This window comes from Exiguobacterium sp. Leaf196 (assembly GCF_001423965.1).
In the GTDB taxonomy this organism is placed as follows: Bacteria; Bacillota; Bacilli; order Exiguobacteriales; family Exiguobacteriaceae; genus Exiguobacterium_A.
This window is the reverse complement of the sequence record NZ_LMPV01000001.1, coordinates 755980-779442: the sequence shown is the minus strand read 5'-3', so window position 1 is coordinate 779442 and position 23463 is coordinate 755980. Positions and strand designations below refer to the sequence as shown.

30 protein-coding genes are annotated in these 23463 nt (G+C 42.9%); 17 read left to right on the top strand and 13 right to left on the bottom strand.

The genetic code is table 11. From position 1 onward, the window contains the following. Nucleotides 1-87: 87 nt before the first annotated feature. From ASG02_RS04060 to ASG02_RS04015, 10 genes are all read left to right on the top strand, one after another. Entirely contained in the window at nucleotides 88-966 is an 879-nt protein-coding gene (locus ASG02_RS04060) for an NAD(P)H-binding protein (protein WP_023468122.1), read from the top strand. Beyond that, nucleotides 953-1246, top strand: coding sequence for a hypothetical protein (locus ASG02_RS04055; RefSeq protein ID WP_023468121.1), 294 nt, complete (start codon nucleotides 953-955; stop codon nucleotides 1244-1246). The genes ASG02_RS04060 and ASG02_RS04055 overlap by 14 nt, the downstream gene beginning before the upstream one ends. A gap of 36 nt (nucleotides 1247-1282) precedes the next feature. Continuing rightward, on the top strand, nucleotides 1283-1702 hold the full coding sequence (locus tag ASG02_RS04050; RefSeq protein ID WP_056061090.1) for an Rrf2 family transcriptional regulator: 420 nt from the start codon (nucleotides 1283-1285) through the stop codon (nucleotides 1700-1702). Nucleotides 1703-1755: 53 nt separating this feature from the next. Next, a complete protein-coding gene (locus ASG02_RS04045; protein ID WP_056061086.1) occupies nucleotides 1756-2610 on the top strand; it encodes an NmrA family NAD(P)-binding protein in 855 nt (284 codons plus the stop codon). A gap of 355 nt (nucleotides 2611-2965) precedes the next feature. Next, nucleotides 2966-3619, top strand: coding sequence for a hypothetical protein (locus tag ASG02_RS04040; protein ID WP_056061082.1), 654 nt, complete (start codon nucleotides 2966-2968; stop codon nucleotides 3617-3619). A 15-nt stretch (nucleotides 3620-3634) separates the two neighbouring features. Further along, a complete protein-coding gene (locus ASG02_RS04035) occupies nucleotides 3635-4090 on the top strand; it encodes a GGDEF domain-containing protein (RefSeq protein ID WP_255354585.1) in 456 nt (151 codons plus the stop codon). Between the two features lie 526 nt (nucleotides 4091-4616). Further along, entirely contained in the window at nucleotides 4617-4859 is a 243-nt protein-coding gene (locus ASG02_RS15770; protein WP_235514000.1) for a hypothetical protein, read from the top strand. Between the two features lie 33 nt (nucleotides 4860-4892). After that, complete coding sequence (locus ASG02_RS04025) at nucleotides 4893-5174, top strand: hypothetical protein (RefSeq protein ID WP_056061072.1); 282 nt, start codon at nucleotides 4893-4895, stop codon at nucleotides 5172-5174. A gap of 18 nt (nucleotides 5175-5192) precedes the next feature. Next, nucleotides 5193-5531 (top strand): hypothetical protein, encoded by a 339-nt coding sequence (locus ASG02_RS04020; protein ID WP_056061069.1) that lies wholly within the window; start codon nucleotides 5193-5195, stop codon nucleotides 5529-5531. 37 nt (nucleotides 5532-5568) lie between these two features. Then, the gene (locus tag ASG02_RS04015; RefSeq protein ID WP_056061067.1) at nucleotides 5569-6738 is read left to right on the top strand and encodes a hypothetical protein; all 1170 of its coding nucleotides are present in this window, start codon (nucleotides 5569-5571) and stop codon (nucleotides 6736-6738) included. Between the two features lie 61 nt (nucleotides 6739-6799). Here ASG02_RS04015 and ASG02_RS04010 read toward each other — a convergent pair whose 3' ends face one another. Next, nucleotides 6800-8383, bottom strand: a complete 1584-nt coding sequence (locus tag ASG02_RS04010) for a serine hydrolase (protein WP_056061064.1) — start codon at nucleotides 8381-8383, stop codon at nucleotides 6800-6802. A 915-nt stretch (nucleotides 8384-9298) separates the two neighbouring features. Here ASG02_RS04010 and ASG02_RS04000 point away from each other — a divergent pair. Continuing rightward, nucleotides 9299-9625, top strand: a complete 327-nt coding sequence (locus ASG02_RS04000; protein WP_056061056.1) for a hypothetical protein — start codon at nucleotides 9299-9301, stop codon at nucleotides 9623-9625. Nucleotides 9626-9719: 94 nt separating this feature from the next. Here the strand turns inward: ASG02_RS04000 and ASG02_RS03995 are convergent, their stop codons facing one another. Together ASG02_RS03995 and ASG02_RS03990 are read right to left on the bottom strand one after the other, a co-directional pair. Continuing rightward, nucleotides 9720-9980, bottom strand: a complete 261-nt coding sequence (locus tag ASG02_RS03995) for a hypothetical protein (protein ID WP_056061053.1) — start codon at nucleotides 9978-9980, stop codon at nucleotides 9720-9722. A 26-nt stretch (nucleotides 9981-10006) separates the two neighbouring features. Further along, a complete protein-coding gene (locus tag ASG02_RS03990) occupies nucleotides 10007-10756 on the bottom strand; it encodes a collagenase (protein WP_056061050.1) in 750 nt (249 codons plus the stop codon). 196 nt (nucleotides 10757-10952) lie between these two features. Here ASG02_RS03990 and ASG02_RS03985 point away from each other — a divergent pair, with 196 nt between their 5' ends. After that, a complete protein-coding gene (locus ASG02_RS03985) occupies nucleotides 10953-11360 on the top strand; it encodes an Rrf2 family transcriptional regulator (RefSeq protein ID WP_056061047.1) in 408 nt (135 codons plus the stop codon). 77 nt (nucleotides 11361-11437) lie between these two features. Next, nucleotides 11438-12340 carry an NAD(P)/FAD-dependent oxidoreductase gene (locus ASG02_RS03980; protein WP_056061044.1) on the top strand — a complete coding sequence of 301 codons (903 nt, stop codon included), beginning with the start codon at nucleotides 11438-11440 and terminating at the stop codon, nucleotides 12338-12340. A gap of 356 nt (nucleotides 12341-12696) precedes the next feature. Here the strand turns inward: ASG02_RS03980 and ASG02_RS03975 are convergent, their stop codons facing one another. Next, nucleotides 12697-13029, bottom strand: coding sequence for a zinc-binding dehydrogenase (locus tag ASG02_RS03975; protein ID WP_056061040.1), 333 nt, complete (start codon nucleotides 13027-13029; stop codon nucleotides 12697-12699). Between the two features lie 286 nt (nucleotides 13030-13315). On the opposite strand from ASG02_RS03975, the gene ASG02_RS03970 reads away from it, so the two are divergent. Together ASG02_RS03970 and ASG02_RS03960 are read left to right on the top strand one after the other, a co-directional pair. After that, complete coding sequence (locus tag ASG02_RS03970; protein ID WP_056061036.1) at nucleotides 13316-13615, top strand: hypothetical protein; 300 nt, start codon at nucleotides 13316-13318, stop codon at nucleotides 13613-13615. A gap of 243 nt (nucleotides 13616-13858) precedes the next feature. Beyond that, nucleotides 13859-14551: a hypothetical protein gene (locus ASG02_RS03960; RefSeq protein ID WP_056061028.1), complete on the top strand. Its 693-nt coding sequence runs from the start codon at nucleotides 13859-13861 to the stop codon at nucleotides 14549-14551. A 100-nt stretch (nucleotides 14552-14651) separates the two neighbouring features. Here ASG02_RS03960 and ASG02_RS03955 read toward each other — a convergent pair whose 3' ends face one another. The 6 genes from ASG02_RS03955 to ASG02_RS03930 form a co-directional block, all read right to left on the bottom strand. Further along, nucleotides 14652-15038 (bottom strand): metalloprotease family protein, encoded by a 387-nt coding sequence (locus ASG02_RS03955; RefSeq protein WP_056061024.1) that lies wholly within the window; start codon nucleotides 15036-15038, stop codon nucleotides 14652-14654. After that, complete coding sequence (locus ASG02_RS03950; RefSeq protein ID WP_035408250.1) at nucleotides 15028-15303, bottom strand: hypothetical protein; 276 nt, start codon at nucleotides 15301-15303, stop codon at nucleotides 15028-15030. Before ASG02_RS03950 ends, ASG02_RS03955 begins: the two co-directional genes overlap by 11 nt. Further along, entirely contained in the window at nucleotides 15300-16562 is a 1263-nt protein-coding gene (locus ASG02_RS03945; RefSeq protein ID WP_235513999.1) for a hypothetical protein, read from the bottom strand. The genes ASG02_RS03950 and ASG02_RS03945 overlap by 4 nt, the downstream gene beginning before the upstream one ends. 58 nt (nucleotides 16563-16620) lie before the next feature. Next, on the bottom strand, nucleotides 16621-17349 hold the full coding sequence (locus tag ASG02_RS03940; RefSeq protein WP_056061018.1) for an ATP-binding cassette domain-containing protein: 729 nt from the start codon (nucleotides 17347-17349) through the stop codon (nucleotides 16621-16623). A 55-nt stretch (nucleotides 17350-17404) separates the two neighbouring features. After that, the gene (locus tag ASG02_RS03935; protein ID WP_035408256.1) at nucleotides 17405-17623 is read right to left on the bottom strand and encodes a hypothetical protein; all 219 of its coding nucleotides are present in this window, start codon (nucleotides 17621-17623) and stop codon (nucleotides 17405-17407) included. A 385-nt stretch (nucleotides 17624-18008) separates the two neighbouring features. Beyond that, nucleotides 18009-18338: a helix-turn-helix domain-containing protein gene (locus ASG02_RS03930; protein WP_056061015.1), complete on the bottom strand. Its 330-nt coding sequence runs from the start codon at nucleotides 18336-18338 to the stop codon at nucleotides 18009-18011. Between the two features lie 310 nt (nucleotides 18339-18648). Here ASG02_RS03930 and ASG02_RS03925 point away from each other — a divergent pair, with 310 nt between their 5' ends. Continuing rightward, complete coding sequence (locus ASG02_RS03925) at nucleotides 18649-19851, top strand: MFS transporter (protein ID WP_056061012.1); 1203 nt, start codon at nucleotides 18649-18651, stop codon at nucleotides 19849-19851. A gap of 256 nt (nucleotides 19852-20107) precedes the next feature. Continuing rightward, nucleotides 20108-21013 carry a TerC family protein gene (locus ASG02_RS03920; RefSeq protein ID WP_056061010.1) on the top strand — a complete coding sequence of 302 codons (906 nt, stop codon included), beginning with the start codon at nucleotides 20108-20110 and terminating at the stop codon, nucleotides 21011-21013. Nucleotides 21014-21067: 54 nt separating this feature from the next. On the opposite strand, the gene ASG02_RS03915 is transcribed toward ASG02_RS03920, so the two are convergent. The 3 genes from ASG02_RS03915 to ASG02_RS03905 all read right to left on the bottom strand — a co-directional run bounded on the left by ASG02_RS03915 (nucleotide 21068) and on the right by ASG02_RS03905 (nucleotide 23449). Further along, nucleotides 21068-21547: a DUF4825 domain-containing protein gene (locus ASG02_RS03915; RefSeq protein ID WP_056061006.1), complete on the bottom strand. Its 480-nt coding sequence runs from the start codon at nucleotides 21545-21547 to the stop codon at nucleotides 21068-21070. 79 nt (nucleotides 21548-21626) lie between these two features. Beyond that, nucleotides 21627-21875, bottom strand: a complete 249-nt coding sequence (locus ASG02_RS03910) for a hypothetical protein (RefSeq protein ID WP_069201460.1) — start codon at nucleotides 21873-21875, stop codon at nucleotides 21627-21629. Between the two features lie 299 nt (nucleotides 21876-22174). After that, on the bottom strand, nucleotides 22175-23449 hold the full coding sequence (locus ASG02_RS03905; RefSeq protein ID WP_056061004.1) for an alkaline ceramidase: 1275 nt from the start codon (nucleotides 23447-23449) through the stop codon (nucleotides 22175-22177). Nucleotides 23450-23463: the final 14 nt, after the last annotated feature.

Here is a 23463-nt window from a genome sequence, read left to right as displayed (position 1 = left end):
TATTATATAACTAATACAAGTATTTTATTTACCACTTTACAACATCAGTGATGCCTCGTTCATCTAAGAGAGGAAAGGAATTTTCCCATGATTTTCATTACGGACTTTTCTTCACCGATCGGGCAGCTCGTCAGCCAACGTATGCGCACGGAAGAACAGCCTTTTTGCATCGGGGTATCCGATCCACAAGCCGCTTCCGAATTATATGGAGAGCATTTTGACTTTCGTCGATTCGATGTCCAGGATGCCTCGACGTTCGTAGAAGCACTCGCAGGATGCGATCAAATCTTTCTCGAATTTCCTGCAAACGCGGACTTGGAAACATTCGAATATTTTATTCATTATCTCAGACAGACTGCCCTACAACACATCGTCTACCTCTCAGCCAAAGACGCTCTATCCCTCCCATTCACGCCACATCATCGTATTGAAGTCGTCATTCGCCAAACCGACATTCCCTACACGATCATTCGTCCTAGCTACTACATGCAGCATTTAAACATGTTCATGCGAGATATGTTACGAGATCATGCACACCTCTTCGCACCGGCAGGAATTGGTAAGACGTGCATGATTGATGCCCGTGACGTAGCGACCGTCGTGATGACGTGTCTTGAAAACCCAGCCACTCACTTCAATAAAATCTATACGATCAGCGGTGAAGCGGCTTACAATTTTTACGAAGTCGCCCGGCTTCTCGGAGAAGAACTTGAAACAGAGATCATGTATACGAACCCGTCGATTGATTTTTTCCGGTCCTTTATGATGCAACATGGATTGTCTTACGAAGAAACCAATGAAATCATCAAACTTCATGTGCCGATCTTATTAGGTCTAGCGGATGAGACGGATAACCACTTTCTAGAACTAATTGGTGAACGACCGATTACCCTTCGGCAATATATAAAAGACCACCTATCCGATTGGGTAAATGAAGAGGAGGGAAAAGCATATGATTACTCATGAACGAGCACTGTTCGTTCGTCAATGCATCGTCGATTATTATCACCGGCTCGGCATTCATTGTCAGGTGACGATATTCACAGAGTACCCATTGCAATTGTTGCTCGACTTCGACTCTCGAAGAGATGAACTGATTACGCCTCAACGGCGAAGCCTCTCCTGTCGGTACATTCGCGCACACCTCATTTCTGCTTTGATCACATTCGATGATTCCTACACGCATGTTTACATGACGAAAGCGCCCTTTTCCTCCATGACGCGATATTGTCTCTTGATTGTCTGATATCATCGTCAGTCAAAAATGAAAGGAGATGCGGTCGTGCGGTTGAAACGTGCTACGGAACATGGCTTGCTGACATTACTTTTTTTGGCACACACCTCAAAATCGATGACACGAAGAGGAGAATACGTAAAGACGAGAGACATTTCGCTTCAATGTAACATCTCGTACGAGCATCTCACGAAGATCATTTCAATTTTAGGAAGAGCAGGTCTTTTACAAACCCATGCTGGACGAGAAGGTGGTGTTCAACTCCTTCCATTGAGTCATACTGTCCGGGTCGGAGATGTCGTCGCGTTATTCGAACGTCCGCTTTTTCCGGGAACGCGTTATCAGGTACGTGCGTTAGATCAACTATTAGATGTTGCACTGATTTCATTCTTTAATACGCTCAATCAAGTTACGATAAAGCAATTAGCTGACGATTTATCACCTCACTTTTTCTTAGACATATCATGATTTACTTCTCATCAAACAGCAGTTCAGTCAAGTGTACAGGAAGGACGTTACACATGACGATTTTAGTAACAGGATTCACAGGAAACGTCGGACTAGCCGTCGGTCATGCAATGATGAAGCGACATATTCCCTTTCATGCGGCTGTCATCGACCCAGTAGCTGCTTCAGAGAAATTCGGCAATGCTTTTCACTATCGTCACCTGGACTACGCCGATATCTCAACGTTTTCACAAGCTTTAAAAGGCGTCGATCAACTCTTTTTGATGTATCCGTCCCAAGTATCAACACGACAGTTCTATCTCTTTCTGCGCTATTTGCGCTTCACCTCAGTCCGGCACATTGTTTATCTCTCGTTCAAGGATGTTCCAGTCTTTCCGCTGACACCTCACCATACGATCGAAAAGATCATTCAAGAGACCGGTATTCCGTTTACGATCATCCGTCCCGGATACTACATGCAAAATTTAAATCTCTTCATGCGTGATGACATCCGTTTTCACGAGCAGATCGTTACGCCCGCTGGTCTTGGGAAGACAAGCATGATCGACATCCGGGATATCGCGACGTTCGTCATCCATTGCCTAGAACATCCTGCCCCCCATTTCAATCGTGTCTATACGTTGCATGGCGAGGAAGTTTTCGGTTTCCATGAGATCGCGAGTCTGATGACGCTGCTCTTAGGAAAGACAATCCGTTACACGAACCCTTCGATTCCATTCTTCCAAATGAAGATGGTTCAAAAAGGATATCCGAAAAGCTACGTCAATGAAGTCATCATGTTACACCTCCCGATTAGTCTTGGACTCACGAAACGAACGAACCGTCAGTTTCGCGATGTGACAGGCACCGAGCCGATTCCCCTAAGTCAATATATCCTCGATTATCAAGCCCACTGGGAGAAGCAGTGATTCCTCCATTCTTTGTGAAAGGAAAACGACTTCTTCAAGAGAAGCTGGATGATTCATCTTGAATTCCACTTAAATAACGAAATCTTTTCTACAGTAAAAAGGGTGATATCTCGTAAAAAAGATATCATTCTTTTTACTGTGCTTGAGTGAACCCCCCTTAAAAAGTTAGAATATTACAAAAAATAGATAGTGATACATAACCATATGACGTATACTTAATACTTAAAGATATAAAAATGATACATCGATTAGACACCTCTCATCATTTTCACCATTCCACTTCTAACGTCTGAATGAATGACTTTGATACTTACTGATGACTCTATCAACGGTTCCTCACGAAAGGAATTTTCCGATGCTTCATGCTATGGATCAATTCATTGTCAGTGTATCGTCACTATTGTTAATCCTGATCTCCAGTGCATTTTTCTTTCAATGGTTCAATCCCGTCAAACCGAACTCTCAAAGTATCATTCATTTGGTTTCACTCATTTTGTTCTCGATGGTTGCAAGTATTTGGATCCTTCTAAAAGAAATTGATCTTCATGGATTTTCCATCGATTTATCCATCCTATTTTTAATGGTCAGCCTCTACTATGGAGGATATCAAGTCGGACTTATCACGCTAGTGTCCTTACAAGTTTGCCAAGGTCTCTTTATCTATCAGTCGACTGGCATTTGGCATGCAATGAGTTATGTTCTCACGTATGGAGTAGTCTTCTATGTCATCATACTTCTGAAAAAAAGAATGATTACCCAATCAATCAGTTTTTTTGTTCTGCTTGCGGCGAGTCTCCTGATCTCCCTTCCTCTCATTTATTTCATAGAATCGACTTCACACATGAAGGAAACGAATACACTTCAATTCATATTGTTTCACTTTGGATCGGGTATTCTGATCCATGCATCTCTCGAAACGATACGTGCCCAATATGCCCGCTACCATCAAGCATGCCAAGAGGCAGGCATTGACGGATTGACCGGTCTGTATAATCGCCGAAAACTATAGGGAGCTGTTCGATACCTGCTAAAAACAGAAACTCCTTTTTCGATCTTGATGCTAGACGTCGATCACTTTAAACATATCAATGATATATATGGACACGATCAAGGCGATGCGATTCTTCGTCAAATCAGTGAATTATTACGAACACATTGTCCGGACTCCGTCATCGTCGGCCGTTATGGTGGTGAAGAATTCATCATGATCTGCCCAAACTTACAGTTATCCCGATCATATGACCTGGCAGAAGTTGTTCGCGCAGCTAGCGCAATTTATAACTATCAAATCAAAGACGAGCACCCAGTTCAGATTACAGTATCGATTGGAGTAGCTTATCATGAATCGTTTCACAGCAAGAAAGAGAGTCTCCAGGATATCGTTCAAGATGCGGATCGAGCACTCTATGAAGCGAAACGAAGGGGACGTAATCGTGTATGGTATCACCCCATGATACAGATTGAGAAAAATGAAGGATAAAAGCTATTTATGGTGAAAACGTCCATTTTGGTTGAACTTACTACTCATTTTCATTTTTTGAATGATTCTATTCGATAAGAGAAGTGCCTTCTAGATCGTTGCCCGACTCTTTCTTGTCCTCATTAATAGGTTTCAAAGGATTCCTAGCATCTAGCCGTCGCAAAGAGATCTTCGAGCCTTATTCACAATCCCTTCATCCATTTGAAGGGATTTGATAGTTTATTATGGAAAATGATTTTATATCAAGATTCTTCTGCATGATATATGACTTGATTGATTTTAATTTCCGATTTAACACTATTAATTATTCAATAAAGGAGGAGCTGGTATCCTTAAATTCATTTTGATTGGCTCACTACTTGCCGTGATTGCTTTTTTTATCTATTTTGAGCCATTTCGGATCGAACCCTATGACCCAAACGTCGAAGTAAACGGTAAAGCGATTCCAACTGTCCAAGGTTCTTATTGCTGGTCCAGTTTGTTCAGTGCTCAATGTGCGGACATGATCTATTTGGATGCTTTACACATGACTGAAAAAAGTAAACCCGTCATCGTCTCACCCTCTGACAAAATTCATCTCTCGTTTGATCGTAAACCCAATTCGCTCGAAGTCGTACGCTGGGATTCGAAAACGAAAAGTGAACAGGTTTCATTAAAAAACGACATTCTTAGCGCACCGTCTGCTCAAGGTACGTATACCTATGAGGTCGTTGCCGGATGGAACGAACATGGTGACGGTCTATCCGCCTTTTTGATTCAGGTCCGATAAAACCAACCTCACTCAAACAGGAGATGAATAATAATGCGTAAAGGTTTTCGACTCTGGCTACCCTTGCTCTCACTTGTTGTCTGTCTGTTCAATGCCTTCGGCTACGACAACAAAAATATCTTGTTGTTTCTGACGAGCCCTGTTTTCTGGCTTCTTGAATCACGATCCTTTCTTGGAACATGGCTAGATTCCTTCCATGTCCCACTTTTTCTGATCTACATCCTGACCTTGATCAGTTGGTTCTTGATCGGCTTACTGATTGATGTCATTCTTTCTGTTTTGTTTAGAAGATCGTCTAGACGCATCCATGATTAACTGAGGAGGAAAATACATATGGGACCAACCAATGACATGTGGGTGTGGGTACTTTCCTACGCATTCTTTTTCATCACGCTTATCAGTGCAATCTTCGTCGCGATCAAGCATCCATCCTTGAGAAAAGCGTCGATCCGAGCGGTGGTAGCGATGCTTTTCCTGTATGCACTATTCATTTGGAACTCTTTGTACCGTCTTGACATTACAGAATTCAGACATTTTTACGAAGGATTGACGACACTGCGATCGTGGGCATGGATGTGTATCTTCTTATTCGCCTACACATTAAAGTGGTGGTATCTCGTATTTCTTCACACCCGTCGTCCGAGTCCTTCTTCACATGAGGTACAGCAATGAACTACATTTCCGAAAATCTTCGAAGGAGCTATCCGATATGAAATTACATCGATTCGCATCCGTCTTTTTCCTCTCGACCATCGTTTGGACGACAGCGGGTTGTACCATGATGGAAGAACAAGCGACATCGCGTGTAGCACAAAAAAATATCGCGTCACCTGAACAAGTAAAGACTTCCTTGAAGAAAGCAACGACCGACTCCAATAACCAACAAGCAATCGAATTAGAAAAGCAAACGAAGCGCGTCACGTTAGGTCAAACGAAAACGTACGACCTTTCTTCATTACTGAGCAAACACCGTGTCTCGATCGATCCACAGTATTTCTACCAAAACCAGATCTTCTACTTTGACCTACAAGAAAACAAGAGTGTCATCTATACATACGATACGAAACGACAGCATAACAAAATTGTTCATGCGACGAAGAATGCAATCCCGATGATGACGGGTACAGGTGCGTTTTTACTATGGGTCGAAACGGAACAGCCGACAAAGACCGGTGTGAAATGGTCGATTCGTCAACTAAATATCACGACGAATCAAATGAAAACACTTGATACAGGCGAAAGTCGCTTCGATACATCCCCTCCGAGAATCGATGTCACGTCAACTCGTGCGTCCTGGATCACGCAAGAGGCGACTGCACAAAAAACGGTCTCCACGATCAAGACGTATTCGTTAAAAACCGGGAAGATCACGCCACTCCAATCCTTCATCTTAACAACAGGAAAAACACGAGACGGACTATTCACGTACGAGCACCGCGATAGCGATGACGGCGTGACCTTATACACGTCTCACTATAAAAACGGACAGAATATCCGTGTGCTTGAAACTCTGGATGGTGCCTATAAAAAAGAGATATCCGGATTAATTGATTTCAGTCGTAGTGGCACCTATTTCGCTCTCGGCACAGAAGGCGACGCCATATTCCAACCCATCGGATTAGACGAACAGACGCTGAACTATTCTGCTTCCAGTGCCCAGACGTTGATTAACGGCATTCAATTCCTTTCGAACACACAAATCGTCTTCCGAGAAGGCATCCATCAGTTGATATATGCGGACTTAAAAGCGAAGACCGTCGCTCCTCTGACGGACTTTGAAGAGCTGGTATCGTTTCCTCTATATCATGACGGTGTACTAGCATATTGCATCACGAATGGAACGAAAACGACGTACCATCGCGTAAAAGTAGCGAAGTAATCTCGTCTGCTGAAACAAAAAAATGAATGGAGCGGCCGTCATGCGCCGTTCCATTCATTTTTCATCTTTGTAACTTACTTGACTCAACCGCCTCAAACGACCAACTTCCTTGAATGATGAGTGTTCTCTGACGCTCGATTTCTCCGATTTCCAGTAACCCCTGTTCATTTGTATAGAAGAAGTGACCAAATAACGGCTGACAGTAATACTCTTGATCTTCATCCAGCAGGATCAGTTGATCTCCTTTGACGGTCAGACCAAACGAAATCGCTCCGTTCGAATACATCCCTTCAAAAGAAGAGACGTTTATTTGGGGTTGCATCAGCTGTTCGGAGTCCATCCGCTTACAGGTCTGACCGTTCAGTACGATGAACGGAGTCTCCTCTTCCTCGTCGATGACAAAACCAACTGTCATATCTGGTTCCCTGTTCGCATCCTGTGTAAAGTAAAGATTTTCGTCAAAAGTATGTAACATCAGTTCAGTTCCATTCAGACGCATCTTGAGATGATGACCATCCGCGAAGATCTCCACTAATCCGTTCAGATTTCCTAAGTAATGACCGGTGTAGGACTTCCATTTCGAGCGATTTGGCGTCTTCTTTGGCATTATCTCTTGACTCGGTTCAGTTTCGAGTAACTGATCCAGGATGTCGTATGCTAAATCGAGACCGTAATCCTGGCTCGACATCGTGACGATCGCAAGTTCCTGCTCAGGTACAGCCAACATGAAACTCGTATATGTACCGATCGCTCCACCATGACGAATCGTTTGTATTCCCTTGTATCGTTCCGTGATGAACGATAATCCACATCCGAGTTGTTGCAGGTTATATCGACTCACTTGTGACGTCTGCATCTCGTCAATGGTAGAGGCAGTAAGTATTGGCTGATCGTCTATTCGTCCCGCTTGCAGATGTAGCAACAAAAACTTCGCATAGTCTACCGCTGTAGATATCGCAAACCAAGAGGGATAGTTCGCTGCATTGTCATAGAACGGTCTGACGACGACTTCGCTTAATTCTGTTCGCTCATGACCTAATGCCAAAGGAAATGTCATTGCCATCAGCGGATCATAGAACGTCCGCAACATGCCTAACGGCTTAAACAAGATTTCCTGCATCAAATCCGGGAAATACGTTTTCGTCACGTATTCGGCAACATACCCTGCGATGTTATATCCATGATTGCTGTAGGAAAAAATCAGTCCTGGCGGAGCAATTAATGTTAGCTGTGGCACATCTTGTTTGATGTACTGTTCCAAAGCATCCAAGTCACGACTGCCGACCATATCCGTACCATCCGGTAGCCCGGCGGTATGGCTTAGGAGCATTCTTAAAGTGATAGTCTGAGCAGCTGCCGCGTCTTGTAACGTAAAAAATGGAACATACGACTGTATTGGAACATCTATATTCAATTTTCCTAAATCAACGAGTCTCATGATCGCGGTCGCCGTCAACGGTTTACTTAACGATCCAATTCGAAAGAGCGTGTTTGCCGTGACAGGTACGCCACCCTCCTCCTTGTTCGTTACACCGAAGCCATTGGCGTAGACGACTTCCCGTCCTCGGACAATCGCAATTGAAAACCCGGGAATGGATTGCGAGACCAGTTCATCCTGAATCTGTTTTTCAAGCGCAGCAAACATACGGTCAACCCCTTCATTTTTAACATAATTCTCCTTTTTGATTATACCATTATTTAGGTGGTTGTTCCTTCTACTATTTACGAGTTTTCTCATATCCGCTTTAAATAAGATTGCGAAAATTCATTCCATCACTCATAATATGAACATACGTTCTTATTATAAGGAGGTCCATCATGCACCACCTTCATACCAACCCGACACATTCAATTTCTCAACACACGTTATACTCAACTCTCAGTCTTTCGATGAACGAAACCCTTTTCTTTCACGACACGTCCTCTACACCCAGTACTAACCAAATCGAAATCGTCCTGTTTATCGTGTTGCGCGAACGGATTCCATTGTCTTTGCAGACAACAAAAGATGCCGAACCTATATCGGAACGCGTGTATATCGAGGAGATCGATTTTCAAAAGCATCAGCTTACACTTTGTCGAATCAATGATGCGTCGTTGACACGGTATTGCTACGTACAGGACGCTTCATCGTTAGCGGCTCCACGACTCTTACTTCGCCTCGTGTAACCAGTCGTTATATGAAAACAACATCCTTGGTGCATTGTCGAATCAAGAAGTAGGAATGTTGTCGTTCCCTTCTGAAACATTGTGATGAAAATTCACGATTATAATTGGAATTAATTTTACAGATACATTACTTAATGGCATAATAATGGTAACCTTTTCATGAGGAGGAGATACTTTTGAAAAAACAGCTTGCTTTTGCCGGTTCTTTTGCGCTCTCAGCTATCACAATCGTCATCATTCTTAAATTAGTTGGAGTCGATCTCTAAAGCAATCACTCAAATGATGTAGATTTTTAAATCAATGATTCAATCGCTGTTATGATGCATCGTCTTTCGATCATCTGTAACAGCTTTTCTAGGTTTAATGCTATGGAACAATCGGAAGTGATGAATTGAAGAAAATCGGAATCAACCTATTCGTCGTATTCCTAATATTAGGTGGACTGCTGTTTTATTTAGACGTCCGTTACGATGAACGATTTGAGCGACATGTCAGCGCCCAAGTCGAAACCTATGTCGAGAAAAAATACGGTCCAGCTCATGTCGTCTCCCTCCATTCTGCCTATGACGACAAACACCGCGACAAAGAAAAACGCTATAAGATTGCCGTAAAAGTCCGTGGTCAAGGGCTCCAAAAAGAGGAATACTTGCTGTATCGTCTTCAAGACGACCGAGTCGTTGAGATGGGCACGACGACTAGTTTGCCAAAGCGAAATTAGATTTTGCGATGATCACTTGTTTCACAACATATCATGAAAGGTCAGTTGATTCCTTTGTTACACGGAATCAACTGACCTTTTCACTTTATTCATTTTACGGCTCGGAAATACCATAAGCCAGTAACAGCAAATACGACATCATACAGAACGTAATGAGATGGATGCCGACGAATCCCCATTTGAGTAACTGATGCTTTGATTTGTATCCTGTGTATACGCCGACTAACGGAATGATAAATAGAAGCAGGAGATAGACAGTTCCAAACCCTTTCAGACTGACGCCGCTCTTCATCACCAAAAATAAGAAACAAAAACAGATGAATGCAGATACCGAAAAAATACTGTAACGATTCATAAGCCCTCCTCCACTACAAACACAACTTAGCGGTTTACCGTCTGAAGATTAAAGTATTCCGATAGCGGCACGATCCGCCCCTGCTCATGCCAGTTCCGATATGCTTCAAAAACGCGTAAGACGTCCCCGTCATACCGTTCCTCGATGAGATGGTGGATCGCGAGAAAGCTCCGCCAATAATCAAACATGATACTCGACAGACTACCGGCATAGGAGGCACTCCCAAATTGATCAATCGAGCGCGCTCCATACTCTTCTTGAAAAAGCTCAACGAGTTCCGTCTCGATTGCAGTAATTTGCTTGAATGCTTCGTCCGACAACAAATGCTTCCGGGGCAGGTACTCACACATTCCCTCTTCGAACCAGATTCCGTCTTCTCTCTCATCGTCGAATTCATCAACGAACAAATCCAAGTGATGCGTCAGTTCATGACCAGCAATCGCCAAGACGTGATCTTCCGCGAGCGTCTCGTAGAACGCTCGAATATGTGGTACGTCCTTCCCGTCGAGTTGAGACAAAAATAACGTTCGCCATTCTGCAACGTCTGGTGAGATGTAAATCAAGTCCTTATTCGTAAATGCTGGAATCGGAATGTCCGAGAAGACGGTCGTCGCGAGTTCCGCTGACGTCCAAATGATTCCTTTTGGCACGTCGATCAGTTGATACTTCTCTTGTAAGATCGTTTGATACTCGTCTAACCGTGCTTGAAAGCGATGCGTGACCGCTTCGTATTTGTCATAGTCCGTTTTTGTCTCAAACGCAAACAGTTGTTTCATGTTCTCTATCACCCTCCATCATAAAAATATACGATTTCATTTTAACATATATTGGATAACGACTAAAAAACTACCTTCTGCAGGTGGTCGTGGATTGCAGATAATCCCTTCTTTCGTTAGTTTAAGTGATAACATTTGGATATTCGTACGAATAACGGTATTATAGACACATCAAGTCTGTAATTAAGGTGAGAATATGAAATTATCAAAAGCAACCAATTATGCACTCCATACGATGTTATTTTTAGCTGTAAATCAGCCTCATGATCATATTGGTGTAGCCTCGTTAGCCAAGCAACAAGGCGTTTCACCCACATACCTCTCGAAGATTTTAACTAAGCTAGTCAAAACGGGTATGGTGATCTCGACTACTGGAGCTACTGGTGGATACAAATTAAAACCAAGTTGGGAAGAGATTTCATTGCTTGATGTCATCATTGCGATTGAAGGCGTACCATCCATGTCTGACGCTTGTCTCAATAACAATCCGAACTGCTTGATTCAGAAATCAATCGAGGCTGCTGAACACAAATTTTTAGATTCATTAAGACACACGCTAATTAGTGATTTATCTACTCAAGTTAATGAGACATCATCCATTTGAAAAAACATGATGTCTTATGCTTTAATTACAGACACTATGACTCTTTAATATCTGTTATCTAAAAGGAGGAAACGTTTATGAACGTATATGATTGCATCGTGATTGGCGGAGGTGCCGCCGGATCAGCTGCTGCCCTAACATTAGGAAGAGCTCGAAGAAATATTATGATTTTCGATGATGCTACAAATCGAAATCGTGTCACACAAGAATCACATGGTTATCTAACTCGAGATGGAATTACACCGTCAGAGTTTAGGGAAATTGGATTAAAAGAGCTACAAGCATATCCGTCCATTACGATTTGCAACGAAAAAGTCATCGAAGTAAAACAAGATAATCAGAATCATCTGTTTGAAGTTTCAACCAGTCAGCATCGTTATATAACTGAAACGCTACTACTCGCAACCGGAATTCAAGAAGAATTTCCCCTGGAGGCAATCAAGGAGTATTATGGAAAAAGTTTGTTTAGTTGTCCCTATTGCGATGGCTGGGAGATGCGAGACTTACCCTTAGCTGTCATTGCCGAAGATCCAGCCTTTACTCACCATTTAGCAAAGCTCGTTTTCAATTGGTCGAACGATTTAGTTGTTTTTACAAACGGTTTTGCACTATCTGAAGACGTTCGGAACGATTTAGATCGTAACCACATTCAAGCATACACCACAAAAATTAAACGCCTACATGGAAAAGCAGGTATTCTAGAACATATTGAATTAGAAGATGGAACAATGGTTGCAAGACAAGGTGGATTCGTCGTTCCTAAATTCCATCGTTCAAACGATTTGGCTCAACAATTACGATGTACATTCGATGAGAGTGGAGCCATCGTAACGGATGGAACTGGTCGTACATCCGTCGAAGGGGTATACGTTGCCGGAGAGACTGAAAAAAGCGGTCCTTCTTCTTTATTGATAGCAGCCGCTGATGGTTCCCGTGCAGCTGCAAGCATTAATTTCGATTTATCATCTAATCGATTTTAAGACTTCAACAAGATGATACAGGCAGTAAATGAATATGACGATCAGTTTGCCGAAGCGAAACTAAAGCAAACACCTTCTTGATACAATCGAGAAGGTTTTTTTAAAATGATATTATCTATACTAAACGATGTCATGTTCCATTCGTTTTCTTTGTAATTTATACACTCTTCTCAAGCAATGAACACTCAAAAACAATGACTTCCAAGCTACTGAATCATTTTATTTCTTCTGCAATCATCACGACGACGTTACCGAATTTTCGCCCGGTGTCGACATAACGGTGCGCTTCGACGATTTCATCAAGTGAACAGATATGGTCGTGACGGCTCTAAATCGTCCCGCTTCAAACAGTTTATTCAAATAGTGTATATCTTCTTTCCGTTCTCTCGCCACACCTTACCCCGCGACGGATGCAAAGACTCGTTTTGTTTGACGTGCCGTTTCGCTTTCGTCTTATTAATCTTTCCAGACGCATCGAAGACGGCATCGTACTTCAGCAACAATCCATCGTAGCCGTCCTTTGTATAATCGATGACGTGATTGGCACCGAGCGCTTTGACCCGCTCCGCATTTTGTTCATTACAGACAGCCGTCACCTGCAGCCCTTTTGCTTTTGCGATTCGAACAGCAGCCGTTCCGGCAGCGCACGATGCAACGTAAATCAAGATTGGAGTGGACGACAGATGCATACGATGAGTACTACAGTTGATTTCGGATCCAAACGAGGTATCACTCTAATATGCAAGACATCCAGCGGTTCGTAGCAGGTACAGATGGCTAGCTTTATCGTAACTCCTCCTCTAATCGAGATGAGGGTATTTTATCAATCATACTTAGTTTATGCCTGAATTCCTTTCATTTCAAAGCAAGAAAGATTTTTCTAATTTGCATCAATCGGTATCGCAACTGGTAAAATTTATATAATAATACGATTTCATCTAACCCTATTAATTGACGAAAGTAGGTGCCTGGTTCATGCCGACGCGTCGTTGGCTTTTCGCTTTTATTCTATTCCTTTGTATGCCACTTGGTGTCTGTACACACGAGAACGATGCACGTGTTGTCGAAGAGATTACAGGGGACACGTTATTCGTCGCTCCGAGCGAACAAAAACCGGACGAACAGTATGCTTTGACAAAGATTCGCGTCACAACGGATACGATCGTGTATGGCAAAACAGATAAAACGGCTGACATTCAGACGGGTGACACGATTCAAGTGACGTTTGCAAAGGACTCGACTGTCGCGATTGAAATCCGTAGAGCAGACAACTGAATCAGAAGGGATTGTCCACAATGCTCCAAATACTTCGCCATCTACGCAATATTTTCATGCTTGCCACTGCGATTTTTGGTTCATCCTATTTTTTTCAAAAGAATATCGGAAATGATCTCATTGGTTTCTTGTACATCGGAATACTAGGTGCGATGGGTTTTTTCATTACCCTAGGACTACTCTGGTATCTTAAACGAAAAGAATCGCACGGTTTTTAATAAGCTTATCAAAGGAGACACAATTATGATGATACGTCCGAAAAAGTCACACCGTGTTCAGTTGAAAGTACTCTTCGCGCTTCTGTTCACGCTATCGATGATTGGTGCTGTTTTCGCACCTCATTCTGTCGACGCAGCGACAAAGGAGTATGCGTCTTACAAGAAGCTAAAACTCGGCATGACCGCGACAAACGTTGCGAAATCGCTCTACGGAAAATCATATAAGAAATACATAAAGAAAGAACACGGCGTCACAACACTCAAACAAAAAGCTGCATTACGAGAAATTGAAGATGACTATGCTTTGTACGCTTTTGCCTTTTATCCCTATGAAGTAACAGACGATCATTGGTTTAAGCAACGAATGCATCTGATTTTCAAGACGAAACAAAACGGTCACATCTTATACCTTGCGGAAAAGGAATACATCCCTAAAACACCGTCAAAGAAACGACTCTTACCTGGAAAGAAGATCAAGCCTGGCATGACAATAGCTGACGTCGATCGAATTCTTTCAGGTAAAGGACTTGGTGTCTTGACGCTTCACCATACAGAAGATTACTCTACGATTGGAGAAGCCTATGCTGAAGGCACAGTCGTGTACCGAGAAAAACAGGGGACGCTTCTCTACTCGTATCGAAATCCAACGGGTGATGCATTAATGATCGTTGCATTTAAATATGATTTCGATCAAAAGAGGTATATCGCTCAAAAATAACGCCGGATACCAAATTTATCTTCATTTGAATTTTCCCATGTAAATAACCCCTCATTCCGCTCGAGGAATGAGGGGTTATTTGCATAGAAATGCACGAATATTACAGAGCGTCATTTCTGCGCTGTTCTTTTCTAATTATTCTTAAGCAGGATAACAGGATCATCTGGCCGTCTGTTGTCACCGGGAAAAAATTAAATACATTTGATAAACATAAAATTTTAACTAAGACCCATCCACCGCCATCTCCTTCTATCCAAATACCGAACGAAAATAAAATCGCAGGTGCAGAAGCAGCAATGATTAAATTTTGCCAGTCATTCTGATTATTCTCATAGCGGACGATTGGCGTTAAAAATCGATCGAGTTTCACTGTCGGTCGCCGTCGAAACACCCATGCGAACAATAAATGGATCATTTCGTGTATCGCTACGACAATGAAAATCAGAAGAATATAGCTGATAAGATGCAGAACTGTCTCAGCTGTCATGACGCGCTAACGTTCGCCGCTTCTGTAAGAAGACACCAAACAATGTGAATAAAACGATAAATACCAAATAGAGAACAAGCGCTTGAAGTGTCAACGCGAAGTGTGTATTCAATTCTTCTTTTGTCATTACCGTTGTAATTTTTAATCCTGTCATCGTCGTCACGACACTCGTTTCATTGATTTGAAACAATTCATAAATATAATCGACTAAAAAAATAATTGCCCACAAAACAGTACCAACACCAATTAATTTCGTGATTTTCATTTTGCCACCTCGTATTCTTTCTTTAAAATGAGATATAAAACACCAAGTAAGATCGCTAATGTCGGATACAATGCCCCATCGATACTGACGAGGACAGACAGTAAGACAATTAAAATGATCGTCAACACGGATGCAATCGTCTCATTGATATTACTTTGAGATTTCGGAAATAAAAATCCTGCAATTGTAGCCGCGAAAAAGATATTGATTCCATACATATATGGATTCAAACTGTTTGTCTCAATGATACCGACATATAGTGCCGGTGCCATCAAGATGATGGCGACAGCAAGGAGTGACATGAGTTCCATCAAGGGATGGATCCGGTACAGTCCGTACAACTTTCTAACTGCTAATGTTGCGTCTGCATATGTAATCGTCACTACTCCAAGTATCGGCAATAAGAACAACCAGAGTTGAAAAGTTCCCCCCCACCCGACTTGGTACCATGCTCCGATTGACATCACACCAAGTAATGCCCAAAAGTACAGAAAGTTTTTACTTCGGATGATTGCAGGCATAGTAGTCGCTAAACCAATATTGAAAGCAGGCAATCCTAACTTGAAGTAATTCTGCCGGACATACAAATGGTTTCGAGCAAAGAAAACTGCATGAAGAGTATAGGCAATCGTGCCAACGACAAGACTCGTCATCAACATAACTAGCGTGATCGTTAAAATCGAATACGGTAACGTACTAACCCATACATCAACCTGAAATCGTGTTTTTAATAAATGAAGTGTCACGAGACCCACTAATACTAGATCAAGAATGAAACTGAAAATAGTACGCTTCATACCTGATAAACGATGCAATACTGCTGCATGGAGACAATCCAATAACCAAAAGCTACTGATGAATACAGTATGAAGTGTTATTAAAACAAGCAGTGCCGTTCCCAAGCGCATAGGAATTAGTTTCAGTGCTGGTGCAACGATGATCATCAGTAATTCGAAAAAGACTAGGGCAACAGAGAGTTTAAATAATCGCTGGCTGATATTGACTTCTCTTTCTGAGAATGGAAGTGTCTTCGCAAAAAATAAAGAGTTCCGATTCAATGAGACGGTTCCATTAATTAAAACGAACATAAAGGTACCTAAAATAAAGACGACATTAAAATAACTGCTGAGTGTCATCTTCCCTGCCAGCAATCGTGTTGTCTCATCTGCTTCCACTGCATTATTCGATAGGGTGGAGAGCTGAACCATGTTTAGATAAAAGTATCCAAGATAGATGCCAATTAGAAGAATACCTAACACGTACCGATTCATCCGACTTTTAAAAAAAGGACGATTGAAAAGTCCATGAAACGTATCATTAAAGAAGAATTTCAGTAGACATAAAATGTTTGCTGACGATGTCGAGCTTTTCACGTAAGACCTCCTCTTGTTTAATAACATCCGTCAATTCCTCTGGAGTTCCTTCGAAATTGACAAGTGAACCTTGTCTCATAAGTCGTATATCTTCGGGAAAACGATCAATCGTATTTCGTTCATGAGAGACGATAATCACTTTTTTCGTCGTGCTGACTGCTGCAAACAGTTCCTGAACGAGCAAAGACGTATCAAAATCAAGTCCGCCGAAAATTTCATCAGCAATTATATAGTCAGTATTGGCAGCAATGGCTGCGACAATTTGAATTTTTTTCTTCATACCAAAGGAATACGACTCAATGGTTTTATTTTGACCGTCCGCCAAATCGAGTAAGTCCATTAAAAGAGGAGCTTTACCCTCTTCACTTGTCTCATATCGACTTAAAACGAACTGTACATATTCCTTACCAGTCATGTAGCCTGGTAAATAAAAGTCAGAAGGAAGATAGAAAAATTTAGATTTGTATGCCTGACTACCAGGTGGAATACCATCAATTCGAATGCCGCCACCGTCAGCTTCTAGCAAATTCGTCAACATATTCAATAGTGTCGTCTTTCCACTGCCATTTGTTCCAACTATGACAGAGACACCCGTTGAAGAAAATGATGCTGATAACGCATCGATAACGCGATTCTTTTTAAATGATTTTGTCAAATCATCGATTTCAATCATGTTTCTACCTCCTGAAAGAAGCGGGAGCTCTACGAGCCCCCGCCAGTTAAGTACGTTACGAGGCTTTACAGCCAATTCCCATTTGCCAGAACTTTGGCCAGTTTAATTTCACGTTTCCATTAAAGCTGTAACCTCGACTTGTGCAATAGAACGCATATGCAAATACTCCTACTAAAATGACAAGAGCGAAAACCATCCAGAACCATTTGTTTTCGATCATGTTGAAGAACTTTTCTTCCAAAGATAATTGATACGACACGAACATAGCAGACATCCGAACTCCTCCTTTCTCTGTCAAGATAGAAAGTCATTCACTCTGATGAAACATGGCATTAGTTCTTGAAAGAGAAAATTAAAACTTTCTTCCACTTGATCGTAACAAATATTCCAAAATCAGGAACCCGCCCTATAGACTCAAATCAATCATGTTGTATTCATGACTTTCTTATCAAGGGATTTCTCAATACTAGTACTTTATTGACTTGTTTTATTGATATCTGATAAAAACCGCCCAAAAAATTTAAGGATTTTTCACAGTTGATGGAGTAAATATAATAAAAGATTTTTCTAATGATCACTTACTGTACAACTTATTTATTTCCAGACAATTTGAGCGCAAAAAAAGGATCGACCATAATGTCGAACCTTTTTTCTGGCGATTAAGACGAAACAACCTCTCCGCCTGTCAAATTGATATGTCCTTCACCCCATGCACACATCGCGTCAAGAATCGGCTTCAGCGACCAGCCGTACTCGGATAACGAGTAGACGACTTTTGGTGGGACTTGTTCAAAGACCGTCCGGATGATGACACCGTCTTCTTCTAACTCCCGTAATTGTTGCGTCAGCATCTTTTGCGTGATCGTCGGCATCAGCTTACGAAGCTCATTCGTCCGGCGCTCGCCTTTGATTAAATGACACATGATGACGACCTTCCACTTTCCACCGATGACTTCTAGTGTTGCTTCGACCGGGATATTGTATGGCATGTGCGATCCATCCTTTCGAGATTCCGTTGAGAACATAGGCACTTTTTAGTGCCTATCGTACTTGAAAGTGCGTACTTCCCAAGCGGATTGGCTGGCTATATGATAGCAATTGTCAACGGAAAGTACAATCTCCTTTTAGACCTTGCATCTAAAAGAAGGAGTAGGGTACTTTTTAGTGCCTATCGCACTTTAAAGTACGTACTTCCCGAAAGGAAACACCCCTGTTATGCTGGGGTCATGTCAATCGGATCACGTTCGGCGGGCCCACTGAACACGATCCCTACTGAAATCATTTTTAGGAGGAATCCCCATGAATCAATTAAATCAACAGGTACAGGAGGAACAGGCTCCAAGAAACGGCGGACTTGCCCTGCTCGCTCTAGCAATCAGCGCCTTTGGGATCGGTACGACGGAATTCGTTCCTGTCGGACTGCTCGCAGCGATTGCTCGTGACTTAAATATCGGTATCACACTCGCTGGTCTCATCATCTCTGGTTACGCAATTGGCGTTGCCGTCGGAGCACCTATTTTGACGGCACTGACGAACCGGATGAACCGGAAAACGTTACTGATGGCATTGATGGTCGTCTTCATCGCCGGTAACCTGATCTCCGCCATCTCACCGACATTTGAATTGTTGATCGTCGCCCGTTTCATCACGGCGTTCTCGCACGGTGTCTTCTTCTCGATTGGTGCGACGATTGCTGTCCAGCTCGTACCGGAGCATAAAAAAGCAAGTGCCATCGCCTTGATGTTTACCGGTCTGACGGTCGCGACCGTCACGGGTGTCCCGCTTGGTACATTCATTGGTCAATCGTTCGGCTGGCGCGCGACGTTCTTCGCGGTTGCTGCACTCGGAATCATTGCGATAATCGCAAGCTTCTTCTTGATTCCAAAAGACTTGAAACAATCACCACCTGCTAAGTTCTCCGACATGTTCAAACTGTTGACGAACGGACGATTGATGCTCGGCTTCTTGATCACTGCCCTCGGTTACGGTGGGACGTTCGTCGCGTTTACTTATTTAACGCCGATCATGCAGGACGTCACGAAAATTAATCCAAGCTTAATCAGTATCATTCTGCTCGTCTACGGAATCGCCGTCGCAATCGGGAATACGGTTGGCGGAAAACTCGCGAATGGTAACCCGATTAAAGCATTGTTTTATATGTTCATCATCCATGCCATTGTCATGATTGCCCTCTCATTCATGATTCCGTTCAAGGTCGCTGGCATCATCGGTATTATCTTAATGGGACTTCTTGCCTTCATGAACGTCCCCGGACTCCAACTCTATATCGTCCAGTTGGCTGAAAAATACGTCCCAGCAGCAGTCGATGTCGCCTCTGCCTTAAATATTGCAGCTTTCAATATCGGCATCGCACTTGGGGCAACGATCGGTGGTCTCGTCACCGATACGATCGGACTTGTCCACACGCCATGGGTCGGCGCTATCATGGTCATTCTTGCCGTCATCTTGACTGGTGTCTCACGTCGTCTCGAACAGCAGTAAAAGAAGATTTTCATGTTTAACGATCGCATGAGTGTACGATAAGATCTGCTACAATCATCGATACGCTCGCTCTGTATGTTGAACTGCATTCTCTACCACTCACGTAATCCGCCAAAGGCACTGTTCGCATGAGCAGTGCCTTTGGCGGATTTTGTTCACAATTTCAAAAAAGAGCACACTTACCCCTTTACTTTCGAGTTCTTATGAACTTATAATAAATTCAAGAAAACAAATTACTTTAAAGGAGGAAGCGCTGTTGACACTACTCATTGCTTTTCTAGCCATCGTTTTCATCATGCTCGCCCTTGACCTTGGAGTCTTTCATCGCAAGGCACATGAAGTTTCGCTTCGGGAGGCGTGGACGTGGACGTTCGTTTGGATCGCGATCGCTGTCGCCTTCGGAGGCTGGCTCTATATTGATCAAGGTAGCGCCGCTGCTGTCGAATATACGAGCGTGTACTTCATTGAGAAGGCTCTCGCGATCGATAACGTCTTCGTCTTCTCACTCGTCTTCGCGTACTTCGCAATTCCATTGAAGTACCAGCACAAAGTCTTGTTCTGGGGTATTCTCGGTGCAATCTTCTTCCGCGTCATCTTCATCGTCGCTGGTGTCTCGCTACTTGAGAACTTCGCTTGGGTGTACTACATCTTCGGAGCGTTCCTCGTCTACACAGGTTGGATGATGTACAAGAACATCGGTCAAGAGACGTCGCTCGAAGACAACAGAACGATTCGTTGGTTAGAGAAACGTTTACCAATCACACAAGACATCTCGTCTGGTAAGTTCGCAAAACGAATTGATGGGAAGTTGTTCTTCACGCCTCTCTTGATCACCCTACTCTTCATCGAAGTATCAGATATCGTTTTCGCCGTCGACTCAGTCGCTGCAAGCTTCGCGTACTCGCGTGATCCGTTCATCATCTTCTATGCGAACATCATGGCAATCCTTGGACTTCGTAGTCTCTACTTCGTCCTCGCGAACTTGATTGATCGTTTCTACTACTTGAAACACGGTTTAAGCTTCATGCTCGTCTTCATCGGAGCGAAGATGATTTTCAGTGACGTCTACAAAATGCCAATCTGGATGTCGCTCGGTACGATCGTCCTCGTCATCCTGATCAGTGTCTTCTACAGCTTCTACAAGACGAAGCCGGGAAAATAATCAATATCAAAAAAGTGGAAGTGATGAACAATTCATCTACTTCCACTTTTCGTTTCAATTTAGTATTTCTTTTACTTTCCGTTCATCCTCAATAAAAGGCTTCGTGAATGCCTTTAAGGCTTTTTCATTATTGTAAGTTGTAAAGTCCTTTCCATACCAATCGCGTAGCTCTTGTTTCGTGAAGTGATACGAAGCATCTTCGATCGTCATGTTGACTTGATCGACGTTCGGAATCAGTGTGAACAGTGCCGTCGCATTATAGATTGCTGTACGAGTACTTTTTTGTTCGACCTGTCCTTCTGTATACCCACCGTAACACAACGTCAGTTGATACGGCTTTTCCTTTGTCGACAGTTCCATCTTCTTTAAATGATCACCGTGAGGTAGTTGTTGAACGATGTCGCGCACGTTACTGTTATCGCCAAGATATGTACCTTGTTGCTCAAATAAATCGGTTTGCGTTGCTGCTGTTCCGCAACCACCGAGTATCAACATGCCGCTCGCTAAAATGATTGCACCAACTGTCTTTTTCATTTTTATTTCCCCCAATACGTTGACTTGTTCTAATCCTTATAAACGAATCACACAAAGAAAAGTTTCAAAATAAAGGAAATCAACGCTTTGGAGAACTCGGTGATCCTGGTTTTAGGTAGAGTAGGCCGTACCCAGTACCTCCACCTGCAGCAATCAAAAGCTTTATAATATTAAAACGAGTGAACCCTTCAATGACGTACCCTTTTATCTTTTGAGTCAAAGTTGCTTCGGGAATCCAATCAATCGTATATCCGATGCTAAAGGATAAAAGCAAACTGAGGAATAAATAAGTGATGACAAAACTAAGAATAAATCTTTTGATGATCATGATATTCCCCCTCTTTTTAAATGTAATAAAATAACTTATTTTTATATAATAAGTAAATAAATTAAGAAATATCTAAAACAACAACCTATTTCCCTATATTTTGTTAATTACTATGTTACTCTATTACTATTCGAAAAGTTCGAAAATCTAGCTGTACCTATTTATGGAGGTCTTAAATGTTACAAATCTCTAACTTACTCATTCTGCTCTTTTTATTCATCTTCCTAACATGCGGATTTGTTTTCGCTTTATTCTGGATCATCAAAAAAATCAATTCGTAATCATAACAACCCGGCCTCTCAGACGAGAGAAGCCGGGTTGTTGTTCGTTTCATAGAGTTGTCGGATACGATGCACGATGTCGTTTGCCGTTTCCGGTACAGGTGGCATCCAAAGACCAGTCAGCGGACCGTAGACGACGGGATTGATTGCCACTTCGTACCCACCATACGGATGTTCTTCCGCTGTCGGCAAATAACCAATATAACCGTTCGTATAGCCTCCGAAAAAAGCGAATTCCGTTTGACGGGTTTGCTTTATCTGTAGCGCTGTCTCACAGAACGGCTCCATCGGGATGCCTGAGAACGAACCTTCATTTAGTTCAAACAATTGAATTTCGACTGGGATGGTAAGTGTTTTTCCCAATCGTTCCTGAACGTATGCCAACCAGCGTGCTGCACTGACGCCCCATGTCTGTTCAGCGTAATCCGCCATGTCTCGTAATACGTTCATAGCCGGTACTTCTGTTAAGCGCATCGGATGAATGCATGACTGAATCCGGTGGTGCGTTAACGGTTGAAACGACACGGCTGGAATCGTCGTCAAGACATGACCACTTAAAGTAAACGCCATTTTTTGAAGACTCTCTATGTCACCACGATATTTCGCATTGATGTTTCCCGTCGCGCCTTGGACGATCACGACCGGACAGCCGAGTGCCTGTTCGAGTAGCGTTCGAGCGACACCCGGATAATCACCGGATAAGACGACACTGTCTGATTTCAAGACGTTCGGATGCGCTGTACAGAAAACGAAGGCACCGACGAGACACGCATCATCGGCACGGCGAACTAACAGGGTCCCGATTCGGTCATCCGTCACCCCAAGCGGATCCGTTCCCATTACCGCCTGATCATTTATTTTCTCCCGTCGGTTGACGCCGAGTTTTCCAGACGTCACACCCCAACCAATCTCGACCGTCTGCATCACTTCGCTTGCTTTGACCGCAGATACAATCGCTTGTTGCGTCAAAATCGTTTTATAGGCGACGGTCAACGGTTCGTTTCCTGCTGTCGCTGGTCCCGAATGCGTATGCGTGTAAACGACTATGATCTGTTCCTTCGATATGTCCAGCTGGTCCACAATGCCTTCACGGATGACATCCGTATCGGCGACGAGCATGCCGATGTTGTCGATGCTGACGAAGATCGATGTCGTCTGCTCGCTTTCGAAGATACTCGCTGTGACATATAGCGGATCGTGTATGCTTACGATACCGACTTCTCGGTGATAACCGATGAAGGCAGCACCGAGCGGCGGATTGATTGCTTCCTGATGCATTCCAAAACGACTCATGGCTGACGTTCCCC